The organism is Bacillus sp. FSL L8-0199, assembly GCF_038005705.1.
Taxonomy (GTDB): domain Bacteria; phylum Bacillota; class Bacilli; order Bacillales; family Bacillaceae_G; genus Bacillus_A; species Bacillus_A cereus.
Genome location: NZ_JBBOTS010000004.1, coordinates 170,034 through 194,165 on the forward strand (window position 1 = coordinate 170,034; position 24,132 = coordinate 194,165).

The window sequence follows — 24,132 nt, forward strand, 5'->3', positions numbered from 1 at the left end:
GATATCGTCCTATCAGTTGTAAAATAACACCCTTAATAAAGCAGGATTTGAACATTTTTATTTTAAGAAATAGAATTTAAATCATAATGATACATATTAAAATCTTTTGCAAATACCTCTTGAACCAACTGAATTGTTTCTGCGTCATAAAAACTATCATAAGTAGGTAATCGTGGAAAAACAGGGGTTGTAATATCAGCGTCTGCATAAACTCCTTTGTAAATCATCTTACTCCCTTGATAATGCCAAGATTTTGATAATAGATCTAATGGTGATTTTTTTAATTTATATACCTCTTCTAGCTTCGAAATACCTGTGTTAAAATTTTCTAGATGGATATAGTTTGTAACAAATTCTTCTTCTCCTTGTATATATTGTTGTGTAAAGTGAGGATCTACTTGATCTAATTTTGTCATGTGTGCTTTTAAGTAATACAAAAATAGTTTAAAGGAAATGGGTTTATTGCAAGTTTCATCACCATACAGAAATTGCCGAATGGGTTTCCATACGGGATTTTCAATATTTGGTGGTGGAACCAGAGCAACAAAAGAACTTACTGCCCTTCTATAAGGATTTCTTACTAGTTTGTACGTCTTCTTCTCTTTAGTTTGTAATCCATTAGCTAATTGTGCTAAATAATGTGTAGAGTTCTTATATACTTCATACTCATAGTTGTGAATGAACGGATTGTACTTTATCGCTTCTTTAAATAAATTAATTTGATAAAAAAACCAGTGGGCTAGCGAAGTACATCCGCTTTTTTGGCTCCAAAACAAGATGAGGGGAAAATCTTTATGAAAATGAGGGACACGCCCTTGCTTGTATATAAAATTATATAGTTCTATATGATCCATTTTGAACCTCCATTCTTATATAGCAAAACATGAAATATTTTTAATAAGCGATAACTAACTTTAGTCCACTAACACCAATAATGATAGCTAAAAATATTTGAAGAGGTTTAACGGGAATCTTAGTGGAGAATTTACTACCAAGTATGACACCTGGGATAGAACCAATGAGTAAGTGAATTAATAAAAGATAATCTACGTTTCCTAAATTCATATTTAGTATGCTTGCAACCGTCACTAATAAAAACGCATGTGTAATATCTGTGCCTACTAATTCGGATGGTTTCAGTCGATATAAATATATCATTGCAATAGCAAATAAAGAGCCTGATCCAACGGAAGTAAGTCCCACGATAAAACCGAGTATTGCACCGATAAGAATTGTTAGGTTCTTTTTTTGGACCATAGTCTGTTTTTGAAAAAAACTTTGTGTAGATTCATTATAGAAAAATGTTTTTATAAAAATAGAAATTGCCGCAAGGATTAAAACATATCCTAATATATATTTTATAATTCCCTCTCGATTATCATGAAAAATTGGCAAGAAATGAATTATTATTACTGCGATAATTGCACTAGGTAAACTCCCAATAGCTAGATATTTTACTAGTTTAAAATTGATGGTTTTCTGTTTCCAGTGTTGGGATATTCCAAACATTTTAGTGATAGAATTATATACTAGATCCGTTCCAACAGCTACAGAAGGACTTATGCCTAATGTTAGAAGAAATGGAGTCAGTAATGCGGCCCCACCTATCCCTGTTACTCCAACCAATCCCCCTATGATGAAACCCATCATTATAATAGAAATGCTCATTATAATTCCCCTTCCATACCGCTGGCTTTTCATAGTGGTTATAGTTTTTAAAGAGACTCTATACATAGTCGGGTGATAGGTATATTAGTTAAAAATTAATTCCATTCTTCTTATATCCATATGCTTCAAAATCGTCAGTAAATATTTCTGAAACAAGGTTTAGAGCTTCTTCATCATAAAAACTTCGATAGGTTGGTAATGAAGGGAAGTGTGGATTTGTAATATCATCATCTGCATAATTTCCTTTATGAATCATTTGATGTGCCCTATGGTGATTGGAGTTTGTAAGGAGTGATATATCAGAAGAAAGTAATCCATATTCTTTCTCCAGCTGCGGAATTATTGTATTAAAATTCTCTAGTTTTATATTTTGTTTGATGACCTTTTCTTCTCCCTCAATATATTGTTGTGAAAAATGTTGATCTAACAGAATGGATTTAGCCCCTATTTCTTTTACATAATATAAAAATTGTTTAAATGAAATTCCTTTCGATTCATTTTTATCATTATAAAAATATTCTCTAATCTGTTCCCATTGTTTCGAGGCGTAAGGGTTGTCATAAAGTATTAAAAATGAGCTTACAGCTCTTTTATAAGGGTTGCGCACAAGTTTTATGGTATCCTTACTTAGTTCCAAGAGTTGCATTTCTAAATTTGTGTAGTAATCAACTTTATTTTTGTATATTTCAGATTCATAGTAATGAATGAACGGTGCATATTTCATTGCTTCCTCATATAACCCAATTTGGAAGAAAAACCAATTCGCCAGAGAAGTGCAACCACTTCTGTGACTCCAAAATAAAATTATGGGGAAATCTTTATGAAAATGTGGAATACGTTCGCCATATTCAATTAATCCTTTAATATTGTTCTTCATCAGCCAAACCCCTTCGTTATTCTGATATTTATTGAACACTTAAATACAATGGTAACTACTCATACCATTGTATTTAAACACCACTGTAAAGGTACTTAAGTTGGCATATAAAATCCCAGTGTATTAAAAACACCTTACATAGGTGTTTTAATTTTCCAGGTTTATCAAAATGTAATAATTGCTTAACAAACTTTAAAATATAGAAATCTATTATAAAGAGAATTATGTATGAAGATATGTATACAACGATAGAGGCATTAATATCGCTACAATAATCGAAAAAAAGTCTTGATAAAATGGTCAAATGGAATCCGTTTGCTGCATTAACATCTCAATTTGATGGGATACGTGAAATGATTAAGGAACAAAACAAAGTAACCCGTCCGATCTTAACAACTGAGGAAAAAGAACGAATTGAAAACATGCTATTATGTTCCTTAGTATCTGAAGAGGAAATAATGATTACATATTATGAGGATGGTTATTTACTCACTAGTTATATGACCGTTGTTGATATCGATCCTTCAAATAGAGCTGTTATATGTACGGATGCTTTTTATAATAAGATAAAACTACAATTTTCTAATATAATAGATGTAAAATAGAATGAATTAATGTAATCACGTTTGGATTATTAAAAAGGAGTGTAAAAATGCAAGGAAATCAGTTAAGAAAGAACGCCGCAGGAGCAATTATTCATAATAATATTAATAGATATCCCATTCTAAATATACCTATGATTATTAATAAGAAAGATGGGATCATTTATGAGGTGTTAAACGCTGGTTTTCAAGCTAATGATGCAGTACCAATGATAACAACGGATGGTTTTGCTGCAACCAGGATAAATGCACCGATCGTGACAGTGAAAAACAATGATAGTAGTATCCAAGTGTATCGCTTACCCTTAGAATTAGAACATTGGGTACTTTCTTGTATGCATGCTGCTTCAGAAGATAAAAACCCATTTCCGTGTAAAGTCGCTTTTGGAATTATAGACACCAAATTTTTTGCGGAATTCAAAGGAAAAGGTCAGTTTATTCAGGAGACCTCTCATCAATTATAGATATATTCCTTTTTGTTTGCATTCGATGTTATTAACGAAACTTAGGCAAGGTATGTACGATGCCCGTAGAATCATGGAACACTTTCTCTTATGTTTTTTCTCCCTGTTGCTACTTATGTTATTTCTAAATTAATATGGTCGTAATGTATGATATTACAAAAATAGAGGGCGCCACAGCGTCCTCTTTTTTAGGTATTTAAATATGTTCCCCATGATCAGTATAAACATCACTGTATTCGTATGCTGGTGCAGGCGGTCTACCATGGTCAAGAGCAACCACTCCAGTATTTCCATGTGCCTTATTTTCATAACTAGAAACATAATCTGGTCGTTGCGGTGCAGGCGGTCTACCATGATCAGCTTGTGATGTATAAGATTCTGCAAAACTTCCAATAGTTAAAACAGCAGCAAAACTAAAAAATCCTATTAGTACTTTTTTCATTTTAACGCACTTCCCTTCTGAAGTAATTCTTTAGCATCATAAGATATATTAAAGTATTGGCTAGCCTTCTCATGATTACCTTCTTGATAAAGTTTTTTCGCTAAAATTCCAGAGTACTCTTCCATAAATCCATAAAGTTTTTGGGATTCAAAGTAATCTAGTCCATCTGCAATCGTTGTTTCTAGATTCTGTTTATAATTTTCATCGTATTGTGCTCGAAGTATTCGTAAATGATGTGTATATTCAACATCAGCTAATTCAAAGCCTTGAGTCAAAAATTCTTGTGCTTTTTCAATTTCATTTACTTTGAAATGTTCTCGAGCCAGTAAGAATACAGTTTTATGATATGGTTTTTCAGATTTATACACATCCAGTAAATGTCGAATTGCAGTTGCGGATATACCTTGTTTTGCATAAAGAAAACCTAAGTTGTATTGAATTAAGGTAATTAGTCGAGTGCAGTTATGTTTTTTAGCCATATCCAAACACTTAACAAAAAGTTCTTCTCCTTGTTCAAACTGACTTAAAGTGACACTTGCTAATCCCAGAATTGTATCACATTCAATTTGATTTATTACATAATCTTCATACTTTTTGTATATGTCTTTTGCTTTCATTACATGCTTAATTGTTAATAAAGGTTGTTGAAGATGGTAATATAGTTCACCAAGTTTATAATTAAATTCAGCTTTTTCAATGTCATTAGGAATATACTCTAAAAGTCGTTCCGCTTCTTCAAATTGCTCCATAGCTTCCATATAGTTAGCGATCATGGTGTTATGCACAGCTTTATAGAAATGGTAGTAGTATTTTAAATACTCATCAATAGTTTTTGTTGTAAGTTTTTCAACTGCATCAAAATCACTACGAGTTACATATGATTTATTTATTAACACTTTATAACTATAATCCAATAGAGAATAATACAATAAGAGATTTTGATCTTGTAGATCTCGGTTTTGTTCGACCATTAAGACACTAATCTTTTCATCAACTTCTTCTTTCATTCTTGTCGCTTTTGTTATTTGCTTAGATAAAATAACCTTATACCATTCATTTAATAGCTTAGTAACTTTTTCATTATTCAGAATTATCATATCATAATCTCCTTTATTCAGTTTATATAAAAACAATCATAACAAAGTTTAATTGTAATAAGTTGTAAAAAACAATTTTATAAACAATATTCAGAATATTTAATTTAATTTTTATCAATTGACGTAAAAGGTATCGGTAAATCGTTAGATTGTAAAGATGCAATTATTTATATAAAAATCAGTATAACCCCAGTAAGGATATAGTTTTAAGGGGTGGTGTCGAATTATTTTGTAGATTTTTTTATCTGAAAATTGTTTATTTTGATATATTTGTAAGTTAGTATTGGAAGCGTGCTAGAAAATACCGGTAAAATAGCATTATTTTTCAAACGAATGGAAATATAATTTTATTTTCAATTCATCATTTATTAATAAAAAAATTGGGGTCCCCATATCAATTATTAGTCATTTGTTCTAATATTTACTGATTGTTCTAATTTTGTAAAAAGGAAAGGTGATAAAATGCGAGGTTCAAAATTAAAGTCAAAAATAATTATAGGCGTTTTAAGTGCTTCTCTAGTCACTTCACTACTACCAAGTTACAGCTTTGCTCAAACCTCATATGAAAGAAATAAAGTTGCATATGAACAAGGTGATGATTGCAACAAGTGCGAACCACTTTCTGAAGAAAGTTACAACAAACTTATTTCAAATTTCGGAGATCCGATTAATGTCCAAGATACAGACAAAGGTTTTAAACTTGGAATGGAAATTGCTAAATCCGATCTTGAGGAAAAAGCTATTATTACTGAAGCTGGTCTCATCAAAAACTACTACACATCTGCTTCAGAAGCTGGTGTAAGTGAAGAGGCATTTGATAGTTTCGAATCAACTATTGGACAACTTAATGAGATGGTTCAGAAAGGTGAAATCTCTTTCGGAAGCAGCCTACTCGATATCAATTTACCTAGAACAAACCTTTCTACATCCACTAGTCAATTGGATTTTCAATCAGCAGCAACACCAAGGGGTGGGGTTTATAAATTCTCAAACGATCAAACTATTAAACTCCAAAAAATGATATTAGCTGGCGCTGCCATCGCTGCCATTGCTGCTTATTTCGGAGTGCCAGCAATAATAGCGGCTTGTTTATCGGCACTTGCAGCTGGTGCTGGACTTTGTAACTGGAATGGTAGAGGTTTCATTCTAATTTACCAATCAGCAACTATTTATTCATGTATCCCGCGATAATAAAAGAAAAAGTGATTCATTACGAATCACTTTTTTTATTATACAAACTAAGCACTCTGAATCAAATCTTTAGCTAGAAACAATTTTGTATACATTAAGAATGCCATTTCCAAAATGGTTCCCTTCTTTATCTACACCATATTTATATAGATATCTAATAGACTCATTAGGTCTATTCTTTAAATTCTGTTTATCAATAATTAGTGCTAAAGCACCTGAAACTTTCGGAGCTGCTACAGAATTACCAAACTGATATACATATTCCCCATTTGGAGCAGTTGTTAAAACATGCTCTCTCTCATACATTTTATTTTTATACCAGACCTCTCCACCATATTGGTTCAGTAATTTATTATCCCCACCTGGTGCTACTATATCAGTAAATCTATTCCCATAGTTAGTAAATACCGAAAGGGTATTATCATTCCCTATAGAAGAGACCGATACAACCCCTGGCAAATCAGCTGGAATATCACGAACCACACCTTTGAAACTAATATCTCCTAAATCGTAAATTTCTAAATGTTTTTTAAAGAAATCATTCATCTGATTTTGATTCCTTACATTCAAACCCTCATTTCCAGCAGCTGCAACCACAACACTTCCTAACCGACTCGCAAATTTAATAGCTCTCTTGTACCCTTCAATTTCAGGAAGATCGGAAGCAATTTTCTTACCGTTTAAAATATATTCTCCCTCTAGAAGATAATCTCCTAAACTCAAATTAATCACATCAGAATTATCTTTCGCAGCTTCTACAATCGCTTTTATTATCCAAATTGTTTCAGCTTCTCTTTCTCCAAACACTCTATATGCTTTAATACCAACGCCTGGTGCTACACCTTTTATCAAACCGTTTGCTGCAACTTGTCCAGCAACCTCTGTTCCGTGTCCTAACAAATCATCTATACGATCTCTTTCTCCATTTTCATTTAACTCCTCTCCCCTAAATCCACCGACTGGAACAAAATTTTTTGATCCATCAAGTACATTATTTTTTAAATCAGGATGTTCAATATCTAAACCACTATCAATAATAGCTACACCAACATTTTTAGTACCAGGAAATATTTTGTAGCTCTCGCCATTATTTGTTACCTTATCCATGTCCCATTGAGTATTTGTTTTATTTTCATCAATAGATGATTGATAGTCAAAACTTGATTTTACTGTTCTTATTGACTTACCATATGTCTTTACAAAAGAACTAACACCAAGTTTCTTCATGCTATTTTCACTAGCTTTTACTTGCAACATTCCAACTTCTTGAATAGAGTAAACAATCTCTATGTTACTTTCCTGTAATATTTTTTGGAAATCTTCATATACTACCTCGTCTCTCAACAAGATAGTATAAAATTCCGAATCAGTATTAGAGGTAGCAGCATTAATAACATTTATAGGGCCAAAAAACAAAAGAATAAATAACGTATATTTTAATATTTTCACACTCATCCCCCTTATTATAAATAAAACGGCATAACAACAGCTATAATGCACTGTTGTTATGCCTTCAAACCTTATACTAAGACTTACCTACCTGTTTTTTATCCATAATTACTGAGAGTACAAGTACAATCACTAACAAGGTGATGATTTGAATATCATTTCCATCTTTCATAAAAATCGAATAAATAGTATAGATTACTAATAATATTCCGAAAATAATATTTATAATTCTATGCACTAACATACACCCCCTACATAATATATATATTCCTAATTTTAACATAATTGCAACTTTATTAGTTTAATCTGTATCATGATAAATATTAAACTAATAATTCAAATTTGATATCTTTTCACACTATCCCAAAGGTATAAAAATGTACTGCCCTCCTTATCGTAATGTGGTGTTTGGATTTTTTATAAAAATTTGGTACGTGAAATTATATAGATTGAGTTATTCCTTTCTATTTCTTTTAAAATTCTTATAGCATTCTATATAAATCTTATGGTATTATAGAGATAGAAAATTTGTTTCCATTGTTTATACTCTATTGTACGTAGCGTGAAGGACAAACCTTACGCCCTGTTAACTCGGGCGAGGTTTGTCCTTTTTTTACTTTAAGGAGGAATTTACTATGAAAAAAGTCTACAAAATTGGAGCCGTTATCACAACTTTATGCGTTGCATGTATCGCGATCTTTACTTTAACTAAGAATGAATCAGTCAAAACAGAAACTATAACACCAGAAAAAACAATTGTATCTGCGGCAGATGTAAAAGGATCACCTGAGAATATAAAAGATATTTCAAAAGAAGAATTAAAGCACAAAATACAATCCCATGAAGAGTTCATTGCGTATTACTATCAACCTACCTGTCATTTTTGTAAAAAAGCTGCACCAGATATCTATCGTATGTCAAAAAAGCATGATAGAACCATTTATCGTATTGATATCTCTACACCAGAAAATCAAAGTGCCTTTCAAGAGTTCGACATTCCAGGTACTCCAGTTGTTGTAGCTTATAACAGAGGTGAAGAAGTTGAACGTTTAGAAGGAGCTGTTTCAGCTGCTACATATGATGGATTCTTTGCAAGACGTAATTCGAGCGCTAGCTAGTATAGTGCTCGTTTTTCTTTGTAAGAAAGGAGAATTAACATGCAACAAAACGCCCGTATTCATTCTTTAGACATAATAAGAGGTATCGCCATACTATGTATCCTATTTGCGAATCTACCCACTATGACGGGACTAGATCCCTTTAATCAGGCAGGTTACACCGGTACAGATAAAACGATTCGTTTTTTAGTAGATTTGTTTATACAAGCAAAGTTCTACACTATTTTCGCACTCTTATTTGGAGTAGGATTTTATATCTTTATGAAAAATACAGAAGCAAAAGGATATCCTATGTATAAGCTATTTACCCGGAGACTATGTATTTTACTAGTCTTCGGTTTACTCCACTTCACCTTTCTATGGTATGGAGATATTCTACATGCGTATGCTATAGCTGGATTTATTCTATTGTTCTTTTATAAGCGATCTACTAAGCTTATTTTTATAACTGGTTGTAGTTTCCTAACGGTTAGTTATGTATTACATATTATTGTATTTTTACGAGCAAGTTCTTCTATTCCTGAAGTACCAAATTACTATCAATATATGTTCACAGGTAACACTACCAATCACACTGTAAATCTATTTATACATTATTCTCATCAAGTAAAAGCACGTCTTTTCTTTCTAATGACTCAGGAATTCCAGCAACTACTAATAGGAATTCCGGAATATATAGGCTTATTTTTAATAGGGTTATGGGCTGGTAAGAAAAATATTTTTAAAAGGGTACCGGAATTAATAAAGAAAATTAGATTTTTACAGTGGAGTTCGTTATGTATCTCATGCCTTTTCTCTTATCCTATTATCTACTACTTTATAAAAACAGATGTCTATTACTCTCAGGATGTACAACTATGGATTCTATTTGGAGGGAAAATGCTAGCTATATTCTATATTTGTACTCTACTGAGAGTTTGTGAGAATAAAAAATATATAGAATGCCTGCACCCCTTTATGAACGTTGGCCAGTATGCTTTAACGAATTACATCACTCAAAGCATACTTACACTTGTCATTCTTTCGTGGTGCTTTAAAGATGTCTCACATGTATATTACTGGAAACTATGTATCTTTGGGCTTTTAATTATTTTTGTACAAATACTATTTAGCAAGATTTGGAGTAAATATTTCCGTTATGGTCCTATTGAGTGGATATGGAGAAAAGGAGTTTACAAGAAATAGGGGCACTATATCATTCTGATCCTATTAAACATTAAAAAAAAGTGCAAAATCTATCAACAGATTTCGCACCAAAAACAGATAAAAATTACAGTCACTAGAAACATAGGAGAGTGTTTCACCACTTATTATAAACCATATCTTTACATTTTTGTGTTGTAATTTAAAAATATGTAAAGATTCATCATTTTGTTTTTGAATTTTCTTTTTATCTAAGTTATACTAAACTACAAAGAAACAAATCTCCTTTAGGCCGTCAATAATTATGCTAACAACACACACCAAAAAAACCAATTCCCGTGTAATGGAATTGGTTTTTTTGGTGCAATTCAGTCAATACAGCAACTTGAACCCACATTTTCAAATGTAGTCTTATTAATCTTACCATAATTTTAGAATTCATAAACATAAAAAACTAAATCACTAGTAAGATGTGCGAATCCACTGCTTTTTCATCAAGAAATTTGGAGTATAACAACAATTAAGTTCATACTAGCATGAACAACAAATGATACTAGTAGCCTATTAGTACGCACATATACTACAGCTAGTATAAAACCAATTAAAAAATATCCAAATACAAATGGAAAATCAAAATGCATAATAGAAAAGAACAATGCGCTTATTAGTATGCTCCAAGTTTGCTTAAACTTGGACATTAAAATGTTTATGGCCGCATAACGAAAAACAAACTCTTCTACTAACGGTGCAAGAAGAACAATTGAAATAAGTGCCACAGGAGATATTGCTGCAGCAGCGACTGTATTAGACGTATTTGCTGATTGCGTAGTTAGCTGAAATACACTTTTATCTAATACACTACCAACCACCTGCGCAAAAAATACGAATATGATCCCAACTAAAATCCATATGAATGATTTTCTTGATAATTTAATCGATAACTTTGGATCGTTTATTAATTCTTTTCTATATATAAGAAAAATGATTATCAGCATAAGTGAAAAACCAATTAGTTCCCAATGCACAAGAAGTTGTTGAATTGCTTGTTGTTGGTTTCCCTGAATATCATACCAACCTGTCTTTGCTAGCAAAAGTACACCTATTATCCCTACAAATTGTGTCATAACAAAATAAATCAAAATGACGAAACCCGATTTATATTTAATACCACTACTCATATTCTTAATTCCATCCTCCACTTTCATTATGTTTTCGCTACTGCTGATCGCAGTAACAATAAGTAAAAAAACTTTTATAAGTCTACTTCAATAGCGCTCTTTTTTACTTACCCAAAAAATATCCGTACATAAGGTAAGAATATTTCTTTCATTATGGTTTTTACATACGCTATGTTAACAGTATTTCTAACATATATTTCTCAATACCTAGCACCTAGAAATTAATCGAATTCATTGATACTATATTGGTAATCATTGTTTTCCTCTTATGCACTTTTGTAGAAGGGCCTCTGTTATCCTTTTCGGGTCCTTTTAATTTTTTATTAGTATTTCAAACTTAAAACATTGTAGTTTCATATTCATTTATAATGGAATTTTAGAATAATAATAGTGGCATTTTGGTATGCAATTTTCTTTTTATAATCATTTTTCAGTTCCCTCTGCATTACAATAACACTCTTCTTCCACCTCGTTGCACTGATCACAAATCTTTTGAACTTCAAAACCCTTAAAATCATAAATTGTTTGTACTTGATATTTTTTGTTGCATGAATCGCATTCTACCTCGTGACTACCATCTTCCCATTTAGCGTGACAATCTTCTACAATTGACTTACAATACGGACATTGTTGAGTTTTTAATAGTTCCATCTCTCATTCCACCTTTTCGATTAAACTGTTGCTACTTCTTTGCGATAGTCAGCAACAATATTTCCATTTTTATCGTAATATACCGTTTCATAATACGGATGACAATTATAGGCAGCCCACGGATCACTATAAAAAGCGACCTTTAAATTTGAGCCCGATGTACTTCCAACAATAATTCCCGCTTGTCCACATACTTCAACTTTCATGCCTTGATAAGCAAATTTGATCCCTCTCAACTCACACATACGTTCAAATTGCTTTTTATCTCCAAACATACATGTAATATCAGCAGTTCTTACTTTTCTACATCTCACATATTTCAAAAATGTTTTAAAATCCGTTTCCCAAACCCCATCTTGTAAGTACTTATAAAATTGATACTTTGCTTTACCTGGCGTTTCTCCTAATTCTGTATGTTTAAATTCCTCGTCACCATCTAACCACAATTTGTAACTATTCATTTCTGGCTCCTCCTTTTGTATCCAAATAACGCTTTTGTTAAAAATCTAGTGTTTATATTTTACTTTTTTTATTTAGTGCAGAGACTATTTCGTATTTCAACATACTCTCCACTATCTTTTAATGCTTGTAATGATGTATCGTTTTCATCAATAATTGCATGGCCACAACTACAATCCCAATGAATGACCGTTTCACATTCGCAAACAAGGCATTTAGGAAGTCTATATTCAGGGGTTTGATAGTCTTTCTTATCTTTGTATGTTAGATATGCTCCTTCAAATAGATATTTAACATCCTTGTCTGTCATAGATACCAATGAGCTACCGATGACATCAAAACCCATTTTTTTGATAAGAAACTCTACCCTTTCCTTCCTATTTCGCGGCTTTTTTAATTTCTTTTCACGGTTTTCCCCTTCAAATATAGCAATTTTCTTCTTACTTGTTATTCTCTTATAGTGGTTTGTTTTTACACGTTCAATTAGTTCACCATTACATGTTTCAAATAGATAACAAGATCTTGTAAACGTCTTACATTTTAAAATCTCACCGTTTCTGATATCTTCGTAATAAAGACCTTCTTTCATAAGCTCACCCCCGTCTTATGCTTGTGTCTCTTTTAATTCCATCTTCAATTTCTCTTGAAATCTCACAAATGTTTCATTTGAAAATCGAACAGCTGCACTTGGATATTTGTACTGAAAAAAACCGTCGTCAAATTGTATCTTTGTTTTGTCGTACCAATATTGAAATGCTACTTCATTTGAGTAATCTTCCAAATCTACCTGTAATTCCTCAATAAGCTTCCATTCTGTCCTTGCATCATCTTCTGTAAAGCGCCCTTCTCTGCGATCATATAGCAAATTCTTTTTGATATAAGTAATGGTTCCTTCAATATCAATCACATCTTCTTTTGCAATTTTGCAAAGTATCTGATCCGGTCTTCGGCTAATTATGTAATCTTCTATACTTTTGTTTCTTCCTAATGAAAACCAATGAGCAAAGTTACCGAAGTCTGTAACAGCTGTAAAAACTCCGGATTGATCATATAAAAATACCCCCCATCCTTCTCCATCTACTGACGGAACTGTATAACGATATGCGGCTGTTTGTGTCATTCTCATTTCTCCTTTTTTTGTATGTAAATAAAGACTTTGTACAGTTATTTTGTTCGCCAATTTTTGTAGGATAAAGCTCCTTTGTAATACGTAAAATCAACTCTAGGCAAAAGAATCCCCAGTTCCCTTCCGTCTTGATGAATACCAAACCAAATACCTTCATTTTCCCATGTATCCCGTCCTAATCGAATTTCTTTAAAGCTACTTACATACGGGTACAAAAATCTTTCTAAATAGGATTCATACGTATTTTGAAACATTGGAAAATATGCAGATACATCGGACATAGGGTCTTTATATTTTTCCTTATAATATTCGTAAAACTTCTCTCCCTCTATATCTAAAAAGAATTGAAATTCAATGCTTTCTTTCCCTTCTGGTGGAAATAATACATATATATCTTTAAACACTAGCTTCCTCCGTCCTCTTTATAAATGCTATATATTAATTTAACAATTATAATTCCATAGATATGTATCAAACCTCATGCAACCTTCAAATGCTTTAATCCCATTTCAAGCGCACCAGTTCCACCAAATCCTTGATTAAATAAAAGGGGGACATCATACTTCTTTGCGTACTCTTTTGCTACATCAATAGATACATGGCCACATGCACCTTTTTGAATGACAATAACATCACATTTTTTTATAACACTTCGAAAGGTTTTCTTTACGCCTCCGTGATTTTTCCCATCATGGAAAATAACCTGGCAATCTCTTTTTTTGGCCAACTTCTCTAACGTTCTTCCATTTGATCCACCTAAAACTAGAATTGTACTCATTCCCATTCACTCTCCTTATCTTTCTTCTTTATGTACGTACTTGGTGATGTTAATAACACAAGTGTACAAGCTACAATATTCATTAATACGAAACAAATTACTAATAATATAACGAAAATTGGTGACAACAAGATGAGAATAAAGCCACTTACTACCAAGCATATAAAAATAAAGCCATTGCTCATGTCTTCGTAACCATCTAGTCCTTGTACAATATTCAAACTATGCATCCATACTGTGATACTATCCCAATTTTCTATTAACAGATAGCCACCACCCAACAGAAAAGCCCAGCCAAGCAACGTTCCTAATAATCCAGAATTTCGTCCTATATAATACCCCGAAACAAAATTCGCAGCAGTACCAATTAACATTCTCATTTGTATTCCTCCATATCCATTTCATTTAGCGTTATATACAAATTTCTTTTAACCATGGTTTTATTATATCAGAAAATTATGAATATTCAATAAATAATTTTAGGTACTCTTTATTTTTTTATAAAAGGGTTGTGTTTTTCTCCACAACCCTCATTTCCTTCTTAATCCACAGGTACTTCTTCTTGTCCATGTGGAATTTGTGCAATTGGTGTTACAATTTGTGCATATTTGTTTACCTGCACTTTAAATTGTCGTGGTTCTAAGAAGTTTACCTGTTGAATTAAAACTTCAATATGAAACGTATCTACTTTTTTCCCACGGTCAATTTTGGTAATTCGCGCATTGTAAAACTTATCCCCATTTAGGAAATATCGTTGTACAGCTTCTGTAGCAAGCATACGCTCATTGCTTGTCATTTTCATTGGTTCAATACCAAATCCAGCCTTTGTAAACAAGTACGGTACATCATAACTACTATTAGAAATTTTTCGTAGTAAATCCTCTACAGTTTTTGTCTTTGCGATATATTCCTCTTCTTTTGTATCAAATCCCTTTGGCTTATCTCCAAGCATCTCGATTTCATCTTGATTGACTTGCTCTTCCTCTTGTACTTGAGATTTCATCATGTAACGATGAATCGTATTATAAGTAGCAACGCCTACTACCAACACAATAATCCCCAATATAACTAAGTACTTACGAGGCAGATTCGCTAACACATTCATGACTTTCTTCATTTCTTCACATCCCAAATCAGTCTATAACATTACGAATTTGCGTCATATGTTGACCTCTTGCCGTATAGTTTAGACCTGTAATTTGTACACCTTTATTATCACCAATATGAATCATTCTTTGATTCCCCATATAAATTGCAACGTGCCCTGGGTTTTCATAGAAAATAAGATCCCCTGGTTGTGCATGATTGATATCTGGTACTTGTTTACCTTGTCCGACTTGAGCACCTGTCCAATCTCCAAGTTGTACACCTATGCTTGTTCTAAAGACATACTGCGTAAATCCTGAGCAATCTGAAGAGCCACCTGGTGGATTACGGTCTCCTAATACATATCTGACTTTTCCTTGCCCTAGCCATTTTTTCGCTTCTTCCAGTACCTTTTGTCGTTTAGCATTTGTCATGGTAGGAGAACCACCAGATGATAACCCTGGATCATCATTTTTCTTAAAGAACTTCATTGGATCCATCGGTTGATCGTTTATACGAATTTGGAAATCTAAATGGACAGCGTATCCAAGCATGTTCAGAACACCACCAACATAGTTAGAACCACCCATTTCCCCGATAATTTGTCCTTTTGTTACCATAGTTCCTGGAGTAACTGAAATCTTACTCAAGTGTAAATAACGGGATACAATGCCATTTCCATGGTCAATATAGACACCTAGACCACCGTAGTTTACATATCCTGTTTGAGCTGTAACTATTCCTGCTTCCATCGACCATACAGGGTCTCCTGGTTTTCCAGCAGTCATGGCTCCAATATCTACAGCATTATGCGGTTTGTTATTATGAATTTCATCAAATGTACCTGTAATACGCCCTGATTTCGTTGGCCATTTCCAACCTTTATCAGAAATCCATTCTCCATCTCCATTTGCTACACAACCTAAATCTTTGTAATATTTTAAAACTTTGGAAACATATGTGTAGAGTAAACATCCAGCGCCTTATTACATTCCTGTGATAGGTTTCCAAATGTTCCTCCCCGAACCGGACTTACATCTCTCAATGTATCCGGCTCTCCATCTGTCTTCTGCATTTTATATCTCGCCCTTGTGTCTTTTCATATGACACTCTTTACAGAGTGCGATAGTCTTTCGATTTCTCGCTATCATTTGTTGTTCAAGATATGATTTATTTGACTTTGCTCGTAGATTCTTTAATCTCTTAATGTGATGCATATGTATCACAACATTGCTAGCTCTGCATAGTTCACATGTTTCCGCCTTGATTCTATCTGACAATTTAGTCGTACTCATTACATGCCGAGTATTTGGTAAAATGTCTGTTCCTTCTAGTGATAAATTTCTTGTCATTGGAAACTTTCTTTCAATGAAATGAACTTTATTCATTCCTTTCTTTGTCTCATACTGTACAGTAAATTGTCCGTACTTTTCGTATTTCTTTCGAATTTGTTTCGTACGTGTTCTGTATTTTGACGCAAAAGTTTTCAACATTGAATAATACATGAAATATGCAAAGCGGTGCATGTGATTGCTCACATTTTCAGCTAGTCGATAGTAATTGTATAACCCTCGAATTTCGCTATTATATTGCGTGATAATCTCTAAATCTTCATTGTGTTGGAAATATCCTCTTGGCTGAGGTTTCCAAGTGCCATCGGCACACATTTTAATGGCCTGATACTTTTGAAGTTTCTTTATCCATGCCTCATGTGGCATTTTTAATTGAATTTTACCGTTAAGAACCCTAGAAGCTCTCCCAAGACTGTTAATGCGTGTTGCTTCACTTTTAAACACTTTAATTTCAAATCCTAGAAATTTAGCGTGTTTCTTGAAGGCATTTGTTATCAGAGTCTTTTCCATAGATAATTCTAGTTTTAGCTCTTCTTTCAAAAATGAAGCTATCTCATTTTTAATAAGAATTGCATCCTCTTTAGAACCTATTACTCCAATAAGAAAGTCATCCGCATATCTTACATATTTGAGCCTTCTATAATTTTCATCCATTGGATTATTATAAGGTGTTTGTAACAACTTCCCTTTCAAAACTTTGTGTTGTTCTTTTAGTTCCGTAATTCGTGTTACTTCTCCATTTAGATAGGCAGTATCGATTTTCTCTTGAATCTTCCGCACTTTATACTGTAAATTACTATACTCTTTATTTATTTGTCGCTTTTTCCCTGATTCAAATCTATCCTGATACTTTTTCATATAAGCATCTAATTCATTTAGATAAATATTAGAAAGTATTGGACTAATGATTCCACCTTGAGGTGCTCCACTATAGGTATTATGAAATTTCCATTCTTCTAAATATCCAGCTCGTAAGAATTTCCAGATCAACTCTATAAACGCCTCATCCTTTATTCTTCTTTTAAGAATTGTAACTAGAGTATGATGTTCAATATTGTCGAAAAATCCTTTAATATCTCCTTCGATAAACCATTTACTACCTGTAAATGTGCGCTTTATCTCTAATAACGCACTATGGCATCCCTTTCCTTTTCGGTATCCATGTGATGAACTAGAAAAGCTTGAATCATATATTGCTTCTAGTATCATACGTATAACTTCTTGGACTAATTTATCATAAAAGCTAGGAATTCCTAATGGCCTTTTCTTGCCATTTTTCTTTTCAATATAGGTTCTTCTAGATGGATATGGTTGATAGCTTTTACTTTTTAAAACACTTATCAAGTCTTCCACTTCCTTCATAGAAAAACCATCAATAGACCTTTGGTCTACTCCTATCGTTAATGCGCCATCATTTTTACTTAGATTATCGTATGCTAATAAAAAGAAATCTGGGTTATATAAATTACGATAAAGTCTTGTATATTGATATTCCTTATTAAGACTCTTCGTTCGCAGATTGCTTAGTACTATTTTTGGACATTGCATAGTGCCTTTCGCACCTCCCCAATTTGGTAATAAGCTAACAGACTGCCTTCCTTCGCCCTGTACTAGGCTTTCCCTAGCTCTGACTACTACGAAGGCTCCGTTGTCATATTAGATATTCATGAGCCATACTTCTTGACTGTTACATCTTGAAGTTATCCTCAATAGCCTCGCAGACATTCTAACTTAGACAATCCCCATTTAGTAAACAAGGAATTTGCACGTATAGTGTCGGATGTGACGTTCACACTTTTCTTCCATATAGAAGTGGGCAACAGATAACCCTATTCATATAAGATGACTCATACTATCTTTATGATATCTGTTGAATCTCGTTTATAAACATCTTTCGAGACTAGTTACGGTGGCCTCCCTTGTGCTATCATTCAAGCAGTTTAGCCTTCATCCTTATCTATACTTTATATCTTGCCGCTCAGTCTTGACTTGATGTTTAGCCAACTTACGGCTTTCTTAGCATGCTGTTGTCCCCTTTCAGTTTCCCTCCAAGGTTAGCCAAGTGATACTAGGTCTTTTAGGGTTGACCTAACAGCTTGCAATCACCGTTTTTCCTTGCCCCCTTATGGGCGCACAAAATCCCCATAACACGCATTTACCTTGGTTCGAAAGTTATTCGGATCGGAGCAACCACCTGGATTTAAATGATTCTTACTTCTTGAGAACTCAATAGCTGTTTCTTCTGAATAGCCACCCTTTGCTAAAGCGTAACTAATAAAACCTTCGCCAAAGTTGTATGACTGCAAAGCGAGTGCAATGTCACCATTGGCCTTTCCTAGTACATCTTTAAATTCCCGTACACCTGCTTCTATAGAAATATTGGGATCTTTAATACACCCTACACGAGCATTTCCCTTTACACCAATACAAGATGAGCTCATGTCTCCATATTGCCCCTCTGAAGCCTGCATCGGGTCATTTCCTGCTCCACCTGATTCCTGCATCATTTGGGCAGCCAAAATACCAACATATTGAGCAACACCATGTTTTTCTGCCATTTCTTTAATTTTTGGAAGATATCCTGTAACTTTTGCATTAAGATTGACAGGCTCCCCGCCAGGGCTCACATTACCTACACACATACCACCAACAAAATTACTAGAAGGTGCTAGATGTCCATACATACCTTCTAACATCCCGGCTTCTAATATCTCACGCGCACGCTCTTTTTGACTTTTACTAAACTTTGCGAGTTCCATCGCTTTCTCTAGCCCATGAGAAGATGTTGTCACTTTTTTACTTCCACTCGCATTAATCTCATCTATTTTTTTCTTAAAATCTGTATCTCCTAATATCTTTTTTACATCTGGTCCGGAGTAACTTTCAGATTTTGTTTTTTGCATCTCCTTTTTCTTTTTTTCACAAGGACCATTCGGTCCCGCCTCGCATACCTCTTTTTCCGTATATTCTTCATATTGGATATCCAAGAAATATGATATAGCATCATGCGGATCTTTACCAGTTAAATCATTATCATATCGTGCCATGTCAAAGGCGACGACCTCTTTCCAATCCACATTCAAAGCCATTGAGACTTCCATATATTTTTTTACTTGTTCCTCTGTCTTACCTTCATCATCGGTAAAAGGTATAAAAGAGACTAAAATCACACACACAGCAATAATTACTCCCATTACCAAAGCGGCAGGTACTCCAACCGCTGCTACAACAGCACCCACAATTTTTAATATACCTGCTTTTAGCATTTTGGCAGCAGCTTTCGCTGCCGCCCTTCCTGCTTTTCCTGCCAATTTTGCCATCTTCCCGCGCGCTTGCATCCCTTTTTTCTTAATAAAGTGGGAAGCTACATCTTTTAAAGGATTACTTTTTTTCTGTTCATTTGGATCGTTAGGATTTTGACTCATAGACTTATCACACCATATTTTCCATTTTGAGAATTTCTTCCTCTTCGCTGCGCTAAGCGAGGATTTGGCGCAAATGGAATCAGATTTTGCGGGTCATGTTCTGATAAATTCAGATGCGTCTCTGTACGAACAACTTCGTCCTGTGTATGTGTGACTAAAATTTCTTCTTTTGGCTTAATACTACTGTCTTTCACTTCACAAGCTCTTTCAATCCTTTGGTTTGCTTGTAAACGCGTATCTCCTTTTCCGAATGGCGAAATACGTGACACTGTACCGTCTGTTGTTGTCGCAACCATGTAACTACGATCTCTTTCTACCACCATTTGTACATTCTTATAACCACCTTGGTCTAAATCAGACATATAGAAGTGACCATTGTCTACCTTGTGATTGACCGTAAGTGGTGGTTCATTAAATACCGGTTTCTGTTGCAACGGTCTTTGATTTTGATTTCCTACTAATTGATTTGGATTTACATTGATCGAGCGATTGATATTGATTTTTCCACCACTTGAATCTTGTATATAGGCTGGAGATGCTTTCGCACCATTACGATACTGCGTTAATTGTCCATCTGAAATATTTAAGTCCTGATATACGACTTGTCCAGATCGTATACTGCTATCTCCACTACCATAACGAGATACAACTTGCGTCATACCACTAGCGTCTTTTGCTTCAATCCAAGATTTATTATTTGTCGTCACAAGACGTACGGCACCTTTTACAACCGATTGCGCGCCTGTATGATCTGTTGTTGTCGGTACCATCTGTTGAATTTCCTGAATCTCTTTTGCTTCTGTACGAACTGCACTGTTATACGGATTATGTTTACTTACCATACGTGCAGTTGCTTGATAAGCACCCGCACCACCAATCACACCTGCGGCGTAACTTAAGCCTTTTGTCACATTATAGTGACGCTCTGCTGCATTCCCACCTAATGATGTATTAACTGCAGCAGTAGTCCCACTTATTACTCTTTGTACTGCATTCCCTCCGGATTGTTGAACAGCACTCGCGGCACTAAAGTATGCATTTGATACCGTATCAATGCGATCCGCAAGCATAAGGTGTTTCGCACCTTCCATTACACTCATGCCAAGTTTTGTACTTTGCTGTGTCATACGTCCCACTGCGGAAGTTGGGATAGACATTTTACCAGCACTTTGTGCAATATTCGCTACACTTGTTGATGCATCTGCATAAGAGCGTTCAATTTCCGCAACGGAAAGATCTCCTGCACGTGCGATACTCGCTTGCGTTTGTGTCGCTGCATATACAGCTTTATTGATTGCGCCACCTGTCGCAACGCCATGTGAACGAACACCTTGAATCGCACTAGTAATTCCAGAACCTACTTGTTGGCTCACCGTTCCAAGACTTGCATGGCTTTGTAAACCTTTCGTTAATTGCGAAGCAAAGGCATCTTTATTAATATACGATTGATTATGTAGACTCTTACCACTCATATCTTTTGCCTGTACGGGCATCGCTCCCGCTTGTACTGCCGCTTGTTGTGCGACTGCTTTAAATTCATTTCCTTTTTCATTCAGGTGAGACTGCCAAGCTTGCTCTTTTTGTGGTTGAGACATAGTTGGAGACAACTTTTTCATAAAGCTTGCCTGTTGTTCTGCTGCATAGCCCTGTTTAAAGGATTCTGTAGAAGCTTGTACCAGGTTCCCAACATTACTTACTTGTTTTGCTTGCTGGCTTCCTGTTCCACTTGTCAAACCATGCGTTTTCACGCCGTTGACTGCCTTCTGAATGCCTGCCACACTAGATACACCCATCGCATTTAAGCCAGGATTTTTTTGTAACTGTTGTGATAAATGAGCAGCGAAAGCTTTTTTATTCGCATAGTTTGTACCGTCTTTTTGCTGTACAATACCAGCTGATTCCGCCGCTTGTTGCGCATGATTTTGAAATCCTTGTACTTTTTGATCTAAATGCTTATTCCATGCGGCTTCTTTTTCTTGTTGCGGCATATCTGCAGGGAATTGTTTCATGAATCCAGCCTTATGGTCTGCACTATACGCTTTCTTAAATGCAGCAGTAGAAGCACCGACAAGAGCACCGACTTGTCCCATATTTTGATGGCCACTTTCTAACGTTTCTCCTTTTACATCCTCGACTGCTTTTCCGACTTTTCCTAATGCAAGTCGAGAAGCAAACGCATCTTTATTCACATAGGACTTATCAAACAGATTATTTCCTTGTTTGTCCTTCGCATCAACTGGCATAGCTCCCGCTTTTGTTGCCGCCTGTTCTGCGTGATTTCTAAATCCTTGTACTTTTGTGTTCAGATGATCGTTCCAATGTTTCTCTTTCTCTTCTGCTGACATATTTTCTGGTAACTGACTCATAAACGTGTCTTTATGGTCTGCCTCATACCCCTTTTGGAATGCATTCGTTGCAGCGTTTACTAAATCTCTAGCATTTCCATATGGTGTAGCGGCTTTCTTCATATTTTGTAAATCTTGTTTCCGCTGATTTGAGAAACGAGACATTTGATCATTGTTTGTTTTCGCTACTTTTTTAGCAATCTCTGCATCAGATGCACCAGGGAATGCTTGTTTTAAACGGCTTGCAACTGCAGAATCCGGATTATCTGCTTTCCAATTTTCAAAGTCTTTTGTAGCTAAATCCTGTGCGATATCTTCATCGGTTAGTTCCGGATAAGATTCGCCATTTAGATTTGAATACGTGTCCGCACCCTTTTTTACACTGGAACCAATATGTTTTCCTAAAGCTACAGCTCCTTCGCCGACTGCAGCAACACTTCTACCAGCCACTGCACCAGGAGCACTACCTAATGCACTTCCAACTTGCGATCCTGCTACCATCGCTCCCGGTCCAAGACCAGCTCCCGCTGCCATACCTGCAAGTCCTGTCGCTGCTTTACCAATTGAACTTCCAATTTGACCAGCTTTTAACATACGAGCTGCACGAGATGTTGTACCAACATCTGTCCCTAAATTCGCTCCTAATGCATCTTTCGGGTTATCCGCATCTTCTTTATTATCTTTCTCTCCATCTTTCTTTTCTTTCCCTTTATCTTTTGCGCTGCGGTAGTCATCACGAACACCTTTAACTAGCCCGGCCACACTTGCTAAAGCACCCATACCCATCATCGTACCTGCTCTATGAATACCAGCGGATGCATTGGTGCTAAGGCCAATAAAGCTTTTCACGATTTCACCAACTGGGATAAACATCGCAAGTAATATTAATTTTATAATAGGATTTTGCGCACCCCCAATAAGTGTAATAACTAACCATAGGGTAATTGCGTGAATCGCTTGAATTAATACTGCACCCATAAGTTCACGAATCCAATATAAAGTCTGTTGTTTCTTTTGTGGGAACATCCACATTCCTACCATTACAGGGCCTAGTAACATTAATACGTATAGTGTCACAGCACGCATTAAATAATAAAAGTTTGCCCATATCATTAATCCAGCTTCAATAAATAGTCCGAATATGATAAACATATAATCATTTTTATGGTCTTTCATTGAAAGTTCTGTAATCGTCTTATTATCTGCCAGTCCATTCTTTAATAGAGGTATTTGCTGATCTGGGTTAAAATTCCCTAACGCCTCTTTAAACTCTACTATAATCCAAGAATTTAGATCAAAAATAAAATTATAAAAGAAATCTAAATGCCAGAGGCAAATCGAGATAATCATTAAGTCTTTTGCATATTCAATTAATGCCGTGCGATTATTTGGATTCAGAGTCGTTGCTGAATATTTTGCTGCTGTAATTACTACACTGACGAGAACACAAAAAGCAACAAGTTTAAACATGACAGGCATACCGGTATCTAATACATTCGTAACTGCATTCTTTTCATATAAAAAATCTAGATTAGATTTATCTCCACCAAAGACTAGAACTGGAATAGTATCCATAAATCCATAAATAGGCGCTAGTAGGGCCTTTACCATATGGATAACAAGGCCTCCGACCCAATCTATTATTTTCTCAAGCATAATTTCACCTTCCTTTACAAAGGTA

The 24,132-nt window shown here is 34.7% G+C and carries 22 protein-coding genes and 2 pseudogenes; 5 read left to right on the top strand and 19 right to left on the bottom strand.

All coding sequences use genetic code 11. The annotated features are described in order from the left end of the window. Positions 1-62 precede the first annotated feature (62 nt). The 3 genes from NST86_RS32585 to NST86_RS32595 form a co-directional block, all read right to left on the bottom strand. Positions 63-854, bottom strand: a complete 792-nt coding sequence (locus NST86_RS32585) for a sulfotransferase family 2 domain-containing protein (protein ID WP_043937166.1) — start codon at positions 852-854, stop codon at positions 63-65. 40 nt (positions 855-894) lie between these two features. Further along, positions 895-1,668 carry a sulfite exporter TauE/SafE family protein gene (locus NST86_RS32590; RefSeq protein ID WP_000027993.1) on the bottom strand — a complete coding sequence of 258 codons (774 nt, stop codon included), beginning with the start codon at positions 1,666-1,668 and terminating at the stop codon, positions 895-897. Between the two features lie 88 nt (positions 1,669-1,756). Next, a complete protein-coding gene (locus NST86_RS32595) occupies positions 1,757-2,545 on the bottom strand; it encodes a sulfotransferase family 2 domain-containing protein (RefSeq protein WP_043937167.1) in 789 nt (262 codons plus the stop codon). A gap of 296 nt (positions 2,546-2,841) precedes the next feature. Here NST86_RS32595 and NST86_RS32600 point away from each other — a divergent pair, with 296 nt between their 5' ends. Together NST86_RS32600 and NST86_RS32605 are read left to right on the top strand one after the other, a co-directional pair. Further along, positions 2,842-3,150 carry a YolD-like family protein gene (locus NST86_RS32600; RefSeq protein WP_340935352.1) on the top strand — a complete coding sequence of 103 codons (309 nt, stop codon included), beginning with the start codon at positions 2,842-2,844 and terminating at the stop codon, positions 3,148-3,150. 47 nt (positions 3,151-3,197) lie between these two features. After that, on the top strand, positions 3,198-3,611 hold the full coding sequence (locus NST86_RS32605; RefSeq protein WP_340935353.1) for a hypothetical protein: 414 nt from the start codon (positions 3,198-3,200) through the stop codon (positions 3,609-3,611). 196 nt (positions 3,612-3,807) lie between these two features. Here NST86_RS32605 and NST86_RS32610 read toward each other — a convergent pair whose 3' ends face one another. Both NST86_RS32610 and NST86_RS32615 read right to left on the bottom strand, forming a co-directional pair. Then, positions 3,808-4,053, bottom strand: a complete 246-nt coding sequence (locus NST86_RS32610) for a hypothetical protein (RefSeq protein WP_000756627.1) — start codon at positions 4,051-4,053, stop codon at positions 3,808-3,810. Next, complete coding sequence (locus NST86_RS32615) at positions 4,050-5,150, bottom strand: response regulator aspartate phosphatase (RefSeq protein ID WP_000584820.1); 1,101 nt, start codon at positions 5,148-5,150, stop codon at positions 4,050-4,052. The genes NST86_RS32610 and NST86_RS32615 overlap by 4 nt, the downstream gene beginning before the upstream one ends. A gap of 462 nt (positions 5,151-5,612) precedes the next feature. Between NST86_RS32615 and NST86_RS32620 the strand changes: the two genes are divergently transcribed. Then, positions 5,613-6,341: a hypothetical protein gene (locus NST86_RS32620; protein WP_340935354.1), complete on the top strand. Its 729-nt coding sequence runs from the start codon at positions 5,613-5,615 to the stop codon at positions 6,339-6,341. 69 nt (positions 6,342-6,410) lie between these two features. Here NST86_RS32620 and NST86_RS32625 read toward each other — a convergent pair whose 3' ends face one another. Next, positions 6,411-7,796, bottom strand: coding sequence for a S8 family peptidase (locus NST86_RS32625; protein WP_340935355.1), 1,386 nt, complete (start codon positions 7,794-7,796; stop codon positions 6,411-6,413). Positions 7,797-8,425: 629 nt separating this feature from the next. Here NST86_RS32625 and NST86_RS32630 point away from each other — a divergent pair. Beyond that, a complete protein-coding gene (locus tag NST86_RS32630) occupies positions 8,426-8,908 on the top strand; it encodes a thioredoxin family protein (RefSeq protein ID WP_340935356.1) in 483 nt (160 codons plus the stop codon). Between the two features lie 39 nt (positions 8,909-8,947). Then, positions 8,948-10,093 carry a DUF418 domain-containing protein gene (locus NST86_RS32635; RefSeq protein WP_340935357.1) on the top strand — a complete coding sequence of 382 codons (1,146 nt, stop codon included), beginning with the start codon at positions 8,948-8,950 and terminating at the stop codon, positions 10,091-10,093. Between the two features lie 452 nt (positions 10,094-10,545). On the opposite strand, the gene NST86_RS32640 is transcribed toward NST86_RS32635, so the two are convergent. From NST86_RS32640 to NST86_RS32700, 13 genes and pseudogenes are all read right to left on the bottom strand, one after another. After that, positions 10,546-11,229 carry a CPBP family intramembrane glutamic endopeptidase gene (locus NST86_RS32640; RefSeq protein ID WP_325834903.1) on the bottom strand — a complete coding sequence of 228 codons (684 nt, stop codon included), beginning with the start codon at positions 11,227-11,229 and terminating at the stop codon, positions 10,546-10,548. Positions 11,230-11,652: 423 nt separating this feature from the next. Then, positions 11,653-11,880: a hypothetical protein gene (locus NST86_RS32645; RefSeq protein ID WP_340935358.1), complete on the bottom strand. Its 228-nt coding sequence runs from the start codon at positions 11,878-11,880 to the stop codon at positions 11,653-11,655. A gap of 20 nt (positions 11,881-11,900) precedes the next feature. Continuing rightward, entirely contained in the window at positions 11,901-12,341 is a 441-nt protein-coding gene (locus tag NST86_RS32650; RefSeq protein WP_340935359.1) for a hypothetical protein, read from the bottom strand. A 68-nt stretch (positions 12,342-12,409) separates the two neighbouring features. After that, entirely contained in the window at positions 12,410-12,928 is a 519-nt protein-coding gene (locus tag NST86_RS32655) for a hypothetical protein (protein ID WP_340935360.1), read from the bottom strand. Positions 12,929-12,943: 15 nt separating this feature from the next. Next, positions 12,944-13,459: a hypothetical protein gene (locus tag NST86_RS32660; RefSeq protein ID WP_340935361.1), complete on the bottom strand. Its 516-nt coding sequence runs from the start codon at positions 13,457-13,459 to the stop codon at positions 12,944-12,946. Between the two features lie 44 nt (positions 13,460-13,503). Beyond that, entirely contained in the window at positions 13,504-13,869 is a 366-nt protein-coding gene (locus NST86_RS32665) for a hypothetical protein (RefSeq protein WP_073542995.1), read from the bottom strand. A gap of 74 nt (positions 13,870-13,943) precedes the next feature. Beyond that, positions 13,944-14,249, bottom strand: coding sequence for a DUF2325 domain-containing protein (locus NST86_RS32670; protein ID WP_073541001.1), 306 nt, complete (start codon positions 14,247-14,249; stop codon positions 13,944-13,946). Then, positions 14,240-14,623 carry a hypothetical protein gene (locus NST86_RS32675; protein ID WP_001242521.1) on the bottom strand — a complete coding sequence of 128 codons (384 nt, stop codon included), beginning with the start codon at positions 14,621-14,623 and terminating at the stop codon, positions 14,240-14,242. Before NST86_RS32675 ends, NST86_RS32670 begins: the two co-directional genes overlap by 10 nt. 161 nt (positions 14,624-14,784) lie before the next feature. Beyond that, complete coding sequence (locus NST86_RS32680) at positions 14,785-15,360, bottom strand: hypothetical protein (RefSeq protein ID WP_000757467.1); 576 nt, start codon at positions 15,358-15,360, stop codon at positions 14,785-14,787. Between the two features lie 16 nt (positions 15,361-15,376). Next, positions 15,377-16,294: pseudogene (locus NST86_RS32685) on the bottom strand (peptidoglycan DD-metalloendopeptidase family protein); the annotation flags it as partial. A 111-nt stretch (positions 16,295-16,405) separates the two neighbouring features. After that, a complete protein-coding gene (locus NST86_RS32690; RefSeq protein WP_001149933.1) occupies positions 16,406-18,229 on the bottom strand; it encodes a reverse transcriptase/maturase family protein in 1,824 nt (607 codons plus the stop codon). A gap of 587 nt (positions 18,230-18,816) precedes the next feature. Next, positions 18,817-20,106: pseudogene (locus tag NST86_RS32695) on the bottom strand (lysozyme family protein); the annotation flags it as partial. After that, positions 20,103-24,107 carry a hypothetical protein gene (locus tag NST86_RS32700; RefSeq protein ID WP_340935370.1) on the bottom strand — a complete coding sequence of 1,335 codons (4,005 nt, stop codon included), beginning with the start codon at positions 24,105-24,107 and terminating at the stop codon, positions 20,103-20,105. The gene NST86_RS32700 and the pseudogene NST86_RS32695, both read right to left, overlap by 4 nt. Positions 24,108-24,132 lie beyond the last annotated feature (25 nt).

Coding starts and splice junctions, on each gene's coding strand:
- NST86_RS32680 (WP_000757467.1), bottom strand. CDS start 15,360: ATGAAGAAAGTCATGAATGTGTTAGCGAATCTGCCTCGTAAGTACTTA.
- NST86_RS32650 (WP_340935359.1), bottom strand. CDS start 12,341: ATGAATAGTTACAAATTGTGGTTAGATGGTGACGAGGAATTTAAACAT.
- NST86_RS32600 (WP_340935352.1), top strand. CDS start 2,842: ATGGTCAAATGGAATCCGTTTGCTGCATTAACATCTCAATTTGATGGG.
- NST86_RS32615 (WP_000584820.1), bottom strand. CDS start 5,150: ATGATAATTCTGAATAATGAAAAAGTTACTAAGCTATTAAATGAATGG.
- NST86_RS32610 (WP_000756627.1), bottom strand. CDS start 4,053: ATGAAAAAAGTACTAATAGGATTTTTTAGTTTTGCTGCTGTTTTAACT.
- NST86_RS32645 (WP_340935358.1), bottom strand. CDS start 11,880: ATGGAACTATTAAAAACTCAACAATGTCCGTATTGTAAGTCAATTGTA.
- NST86_RS32605 (WP_340935353.1), top strand. CDS start 3,198: ATGCAAGGAAATCAGTTAAGAAAGAACGCCGCAGGAGCAATTATTCAT.
- NST86_RS32590 (WP_000027993.1), bottom strand. CDS start 1,668: ATGAGCATTTCTATTATAATGATGGGTTTCATCATAGGGGGATTGGTT.
- NST86_RS32640 (WP_325834903.1), bottom strand. CDS start 11,229: ATGAGTAGTGGTATTAAATATAAATCGGGTTTCGTCATTTTGATTTAT.
- NST86_RS32700 (WP_340935370.1), bottom strand. CDS start 24,107: ATGCTTGAGAAAATAATAGATTGGGTCGGAGGCCTTGTTATCCATATG.
- NST86_RS32675 (WP_001242521.1), bottom strand. CDS start 14,623: ATGAGAATGTTAATTGGTACTGCTGCGAATTTTGTTTCGGGGTATTAT.
- NST86_RS32595 (WP_043937167.1), bottom strand. CDS start 2,545: ATGAAGAACAATATTAAAGGATTAATTGAATATGGCGAACGTATTCCA.
- NST86_RS32660 (WP_340935361.1), bottom strand. CDS start 13,459: ATGACACAAACAGCCGCATATCGTTATACAGTTCCGTCAGTAGATGGA.
- NST86_RS32620 (WP_340935354.1), top strand. CDS start 5,613: ATGCGAGGTTCAAAATTAAAGTCAAAAATAATTATAGGCGTTTTAAGT.
- NST86_RS32630 (WP_340935356.1), top strand. CDS start 8,426: ATGAAAAAAGTCTACAAAATTGGAGCCGTTATCACAACTTTATGCGTT.
- NST86_RS32585 (WP_043937166.1), bottom strand. CDS start 854: ATGGATCATATAGAACTATATAATTTTATATACAAGCAAGGGCGTGTC.
- NST86_RS32625 (WP_340935355.1), bottom strand. CDS start 7,796: ATGAGTGTGAAAATATTAAAATATACGTTATTTATTCTTTTGTTTTTT.
- NST86_RS32655 (WP_340935360.1), bottom strand. CDS start 12,928: ATGAAAGAAGGTCTTTATTACGAAGATATCAGAAACGGTGAGATTTTA.
- NST86_RS32670 (WP_073541001.1), bottom strand. CDS start 14,249: ATGGGAATGAGTACAATTCTAGTTTTAGGTGGATCAAATGGAAGAACG.
- NST86_RS32690 (WP_001149933.1), bottom strand. CDS start 18,229: ATGCAATGTCCAAAAATAGTACTAAGCAATCTGCGAACGAAGAGTCTT.
- NST86_RS32635 (WP_340935357.1), top strand. CDS start 8,948: ATGCAACAAAACGCCCGTATTCATTCTTTAGACATAATAAGAGGTATC.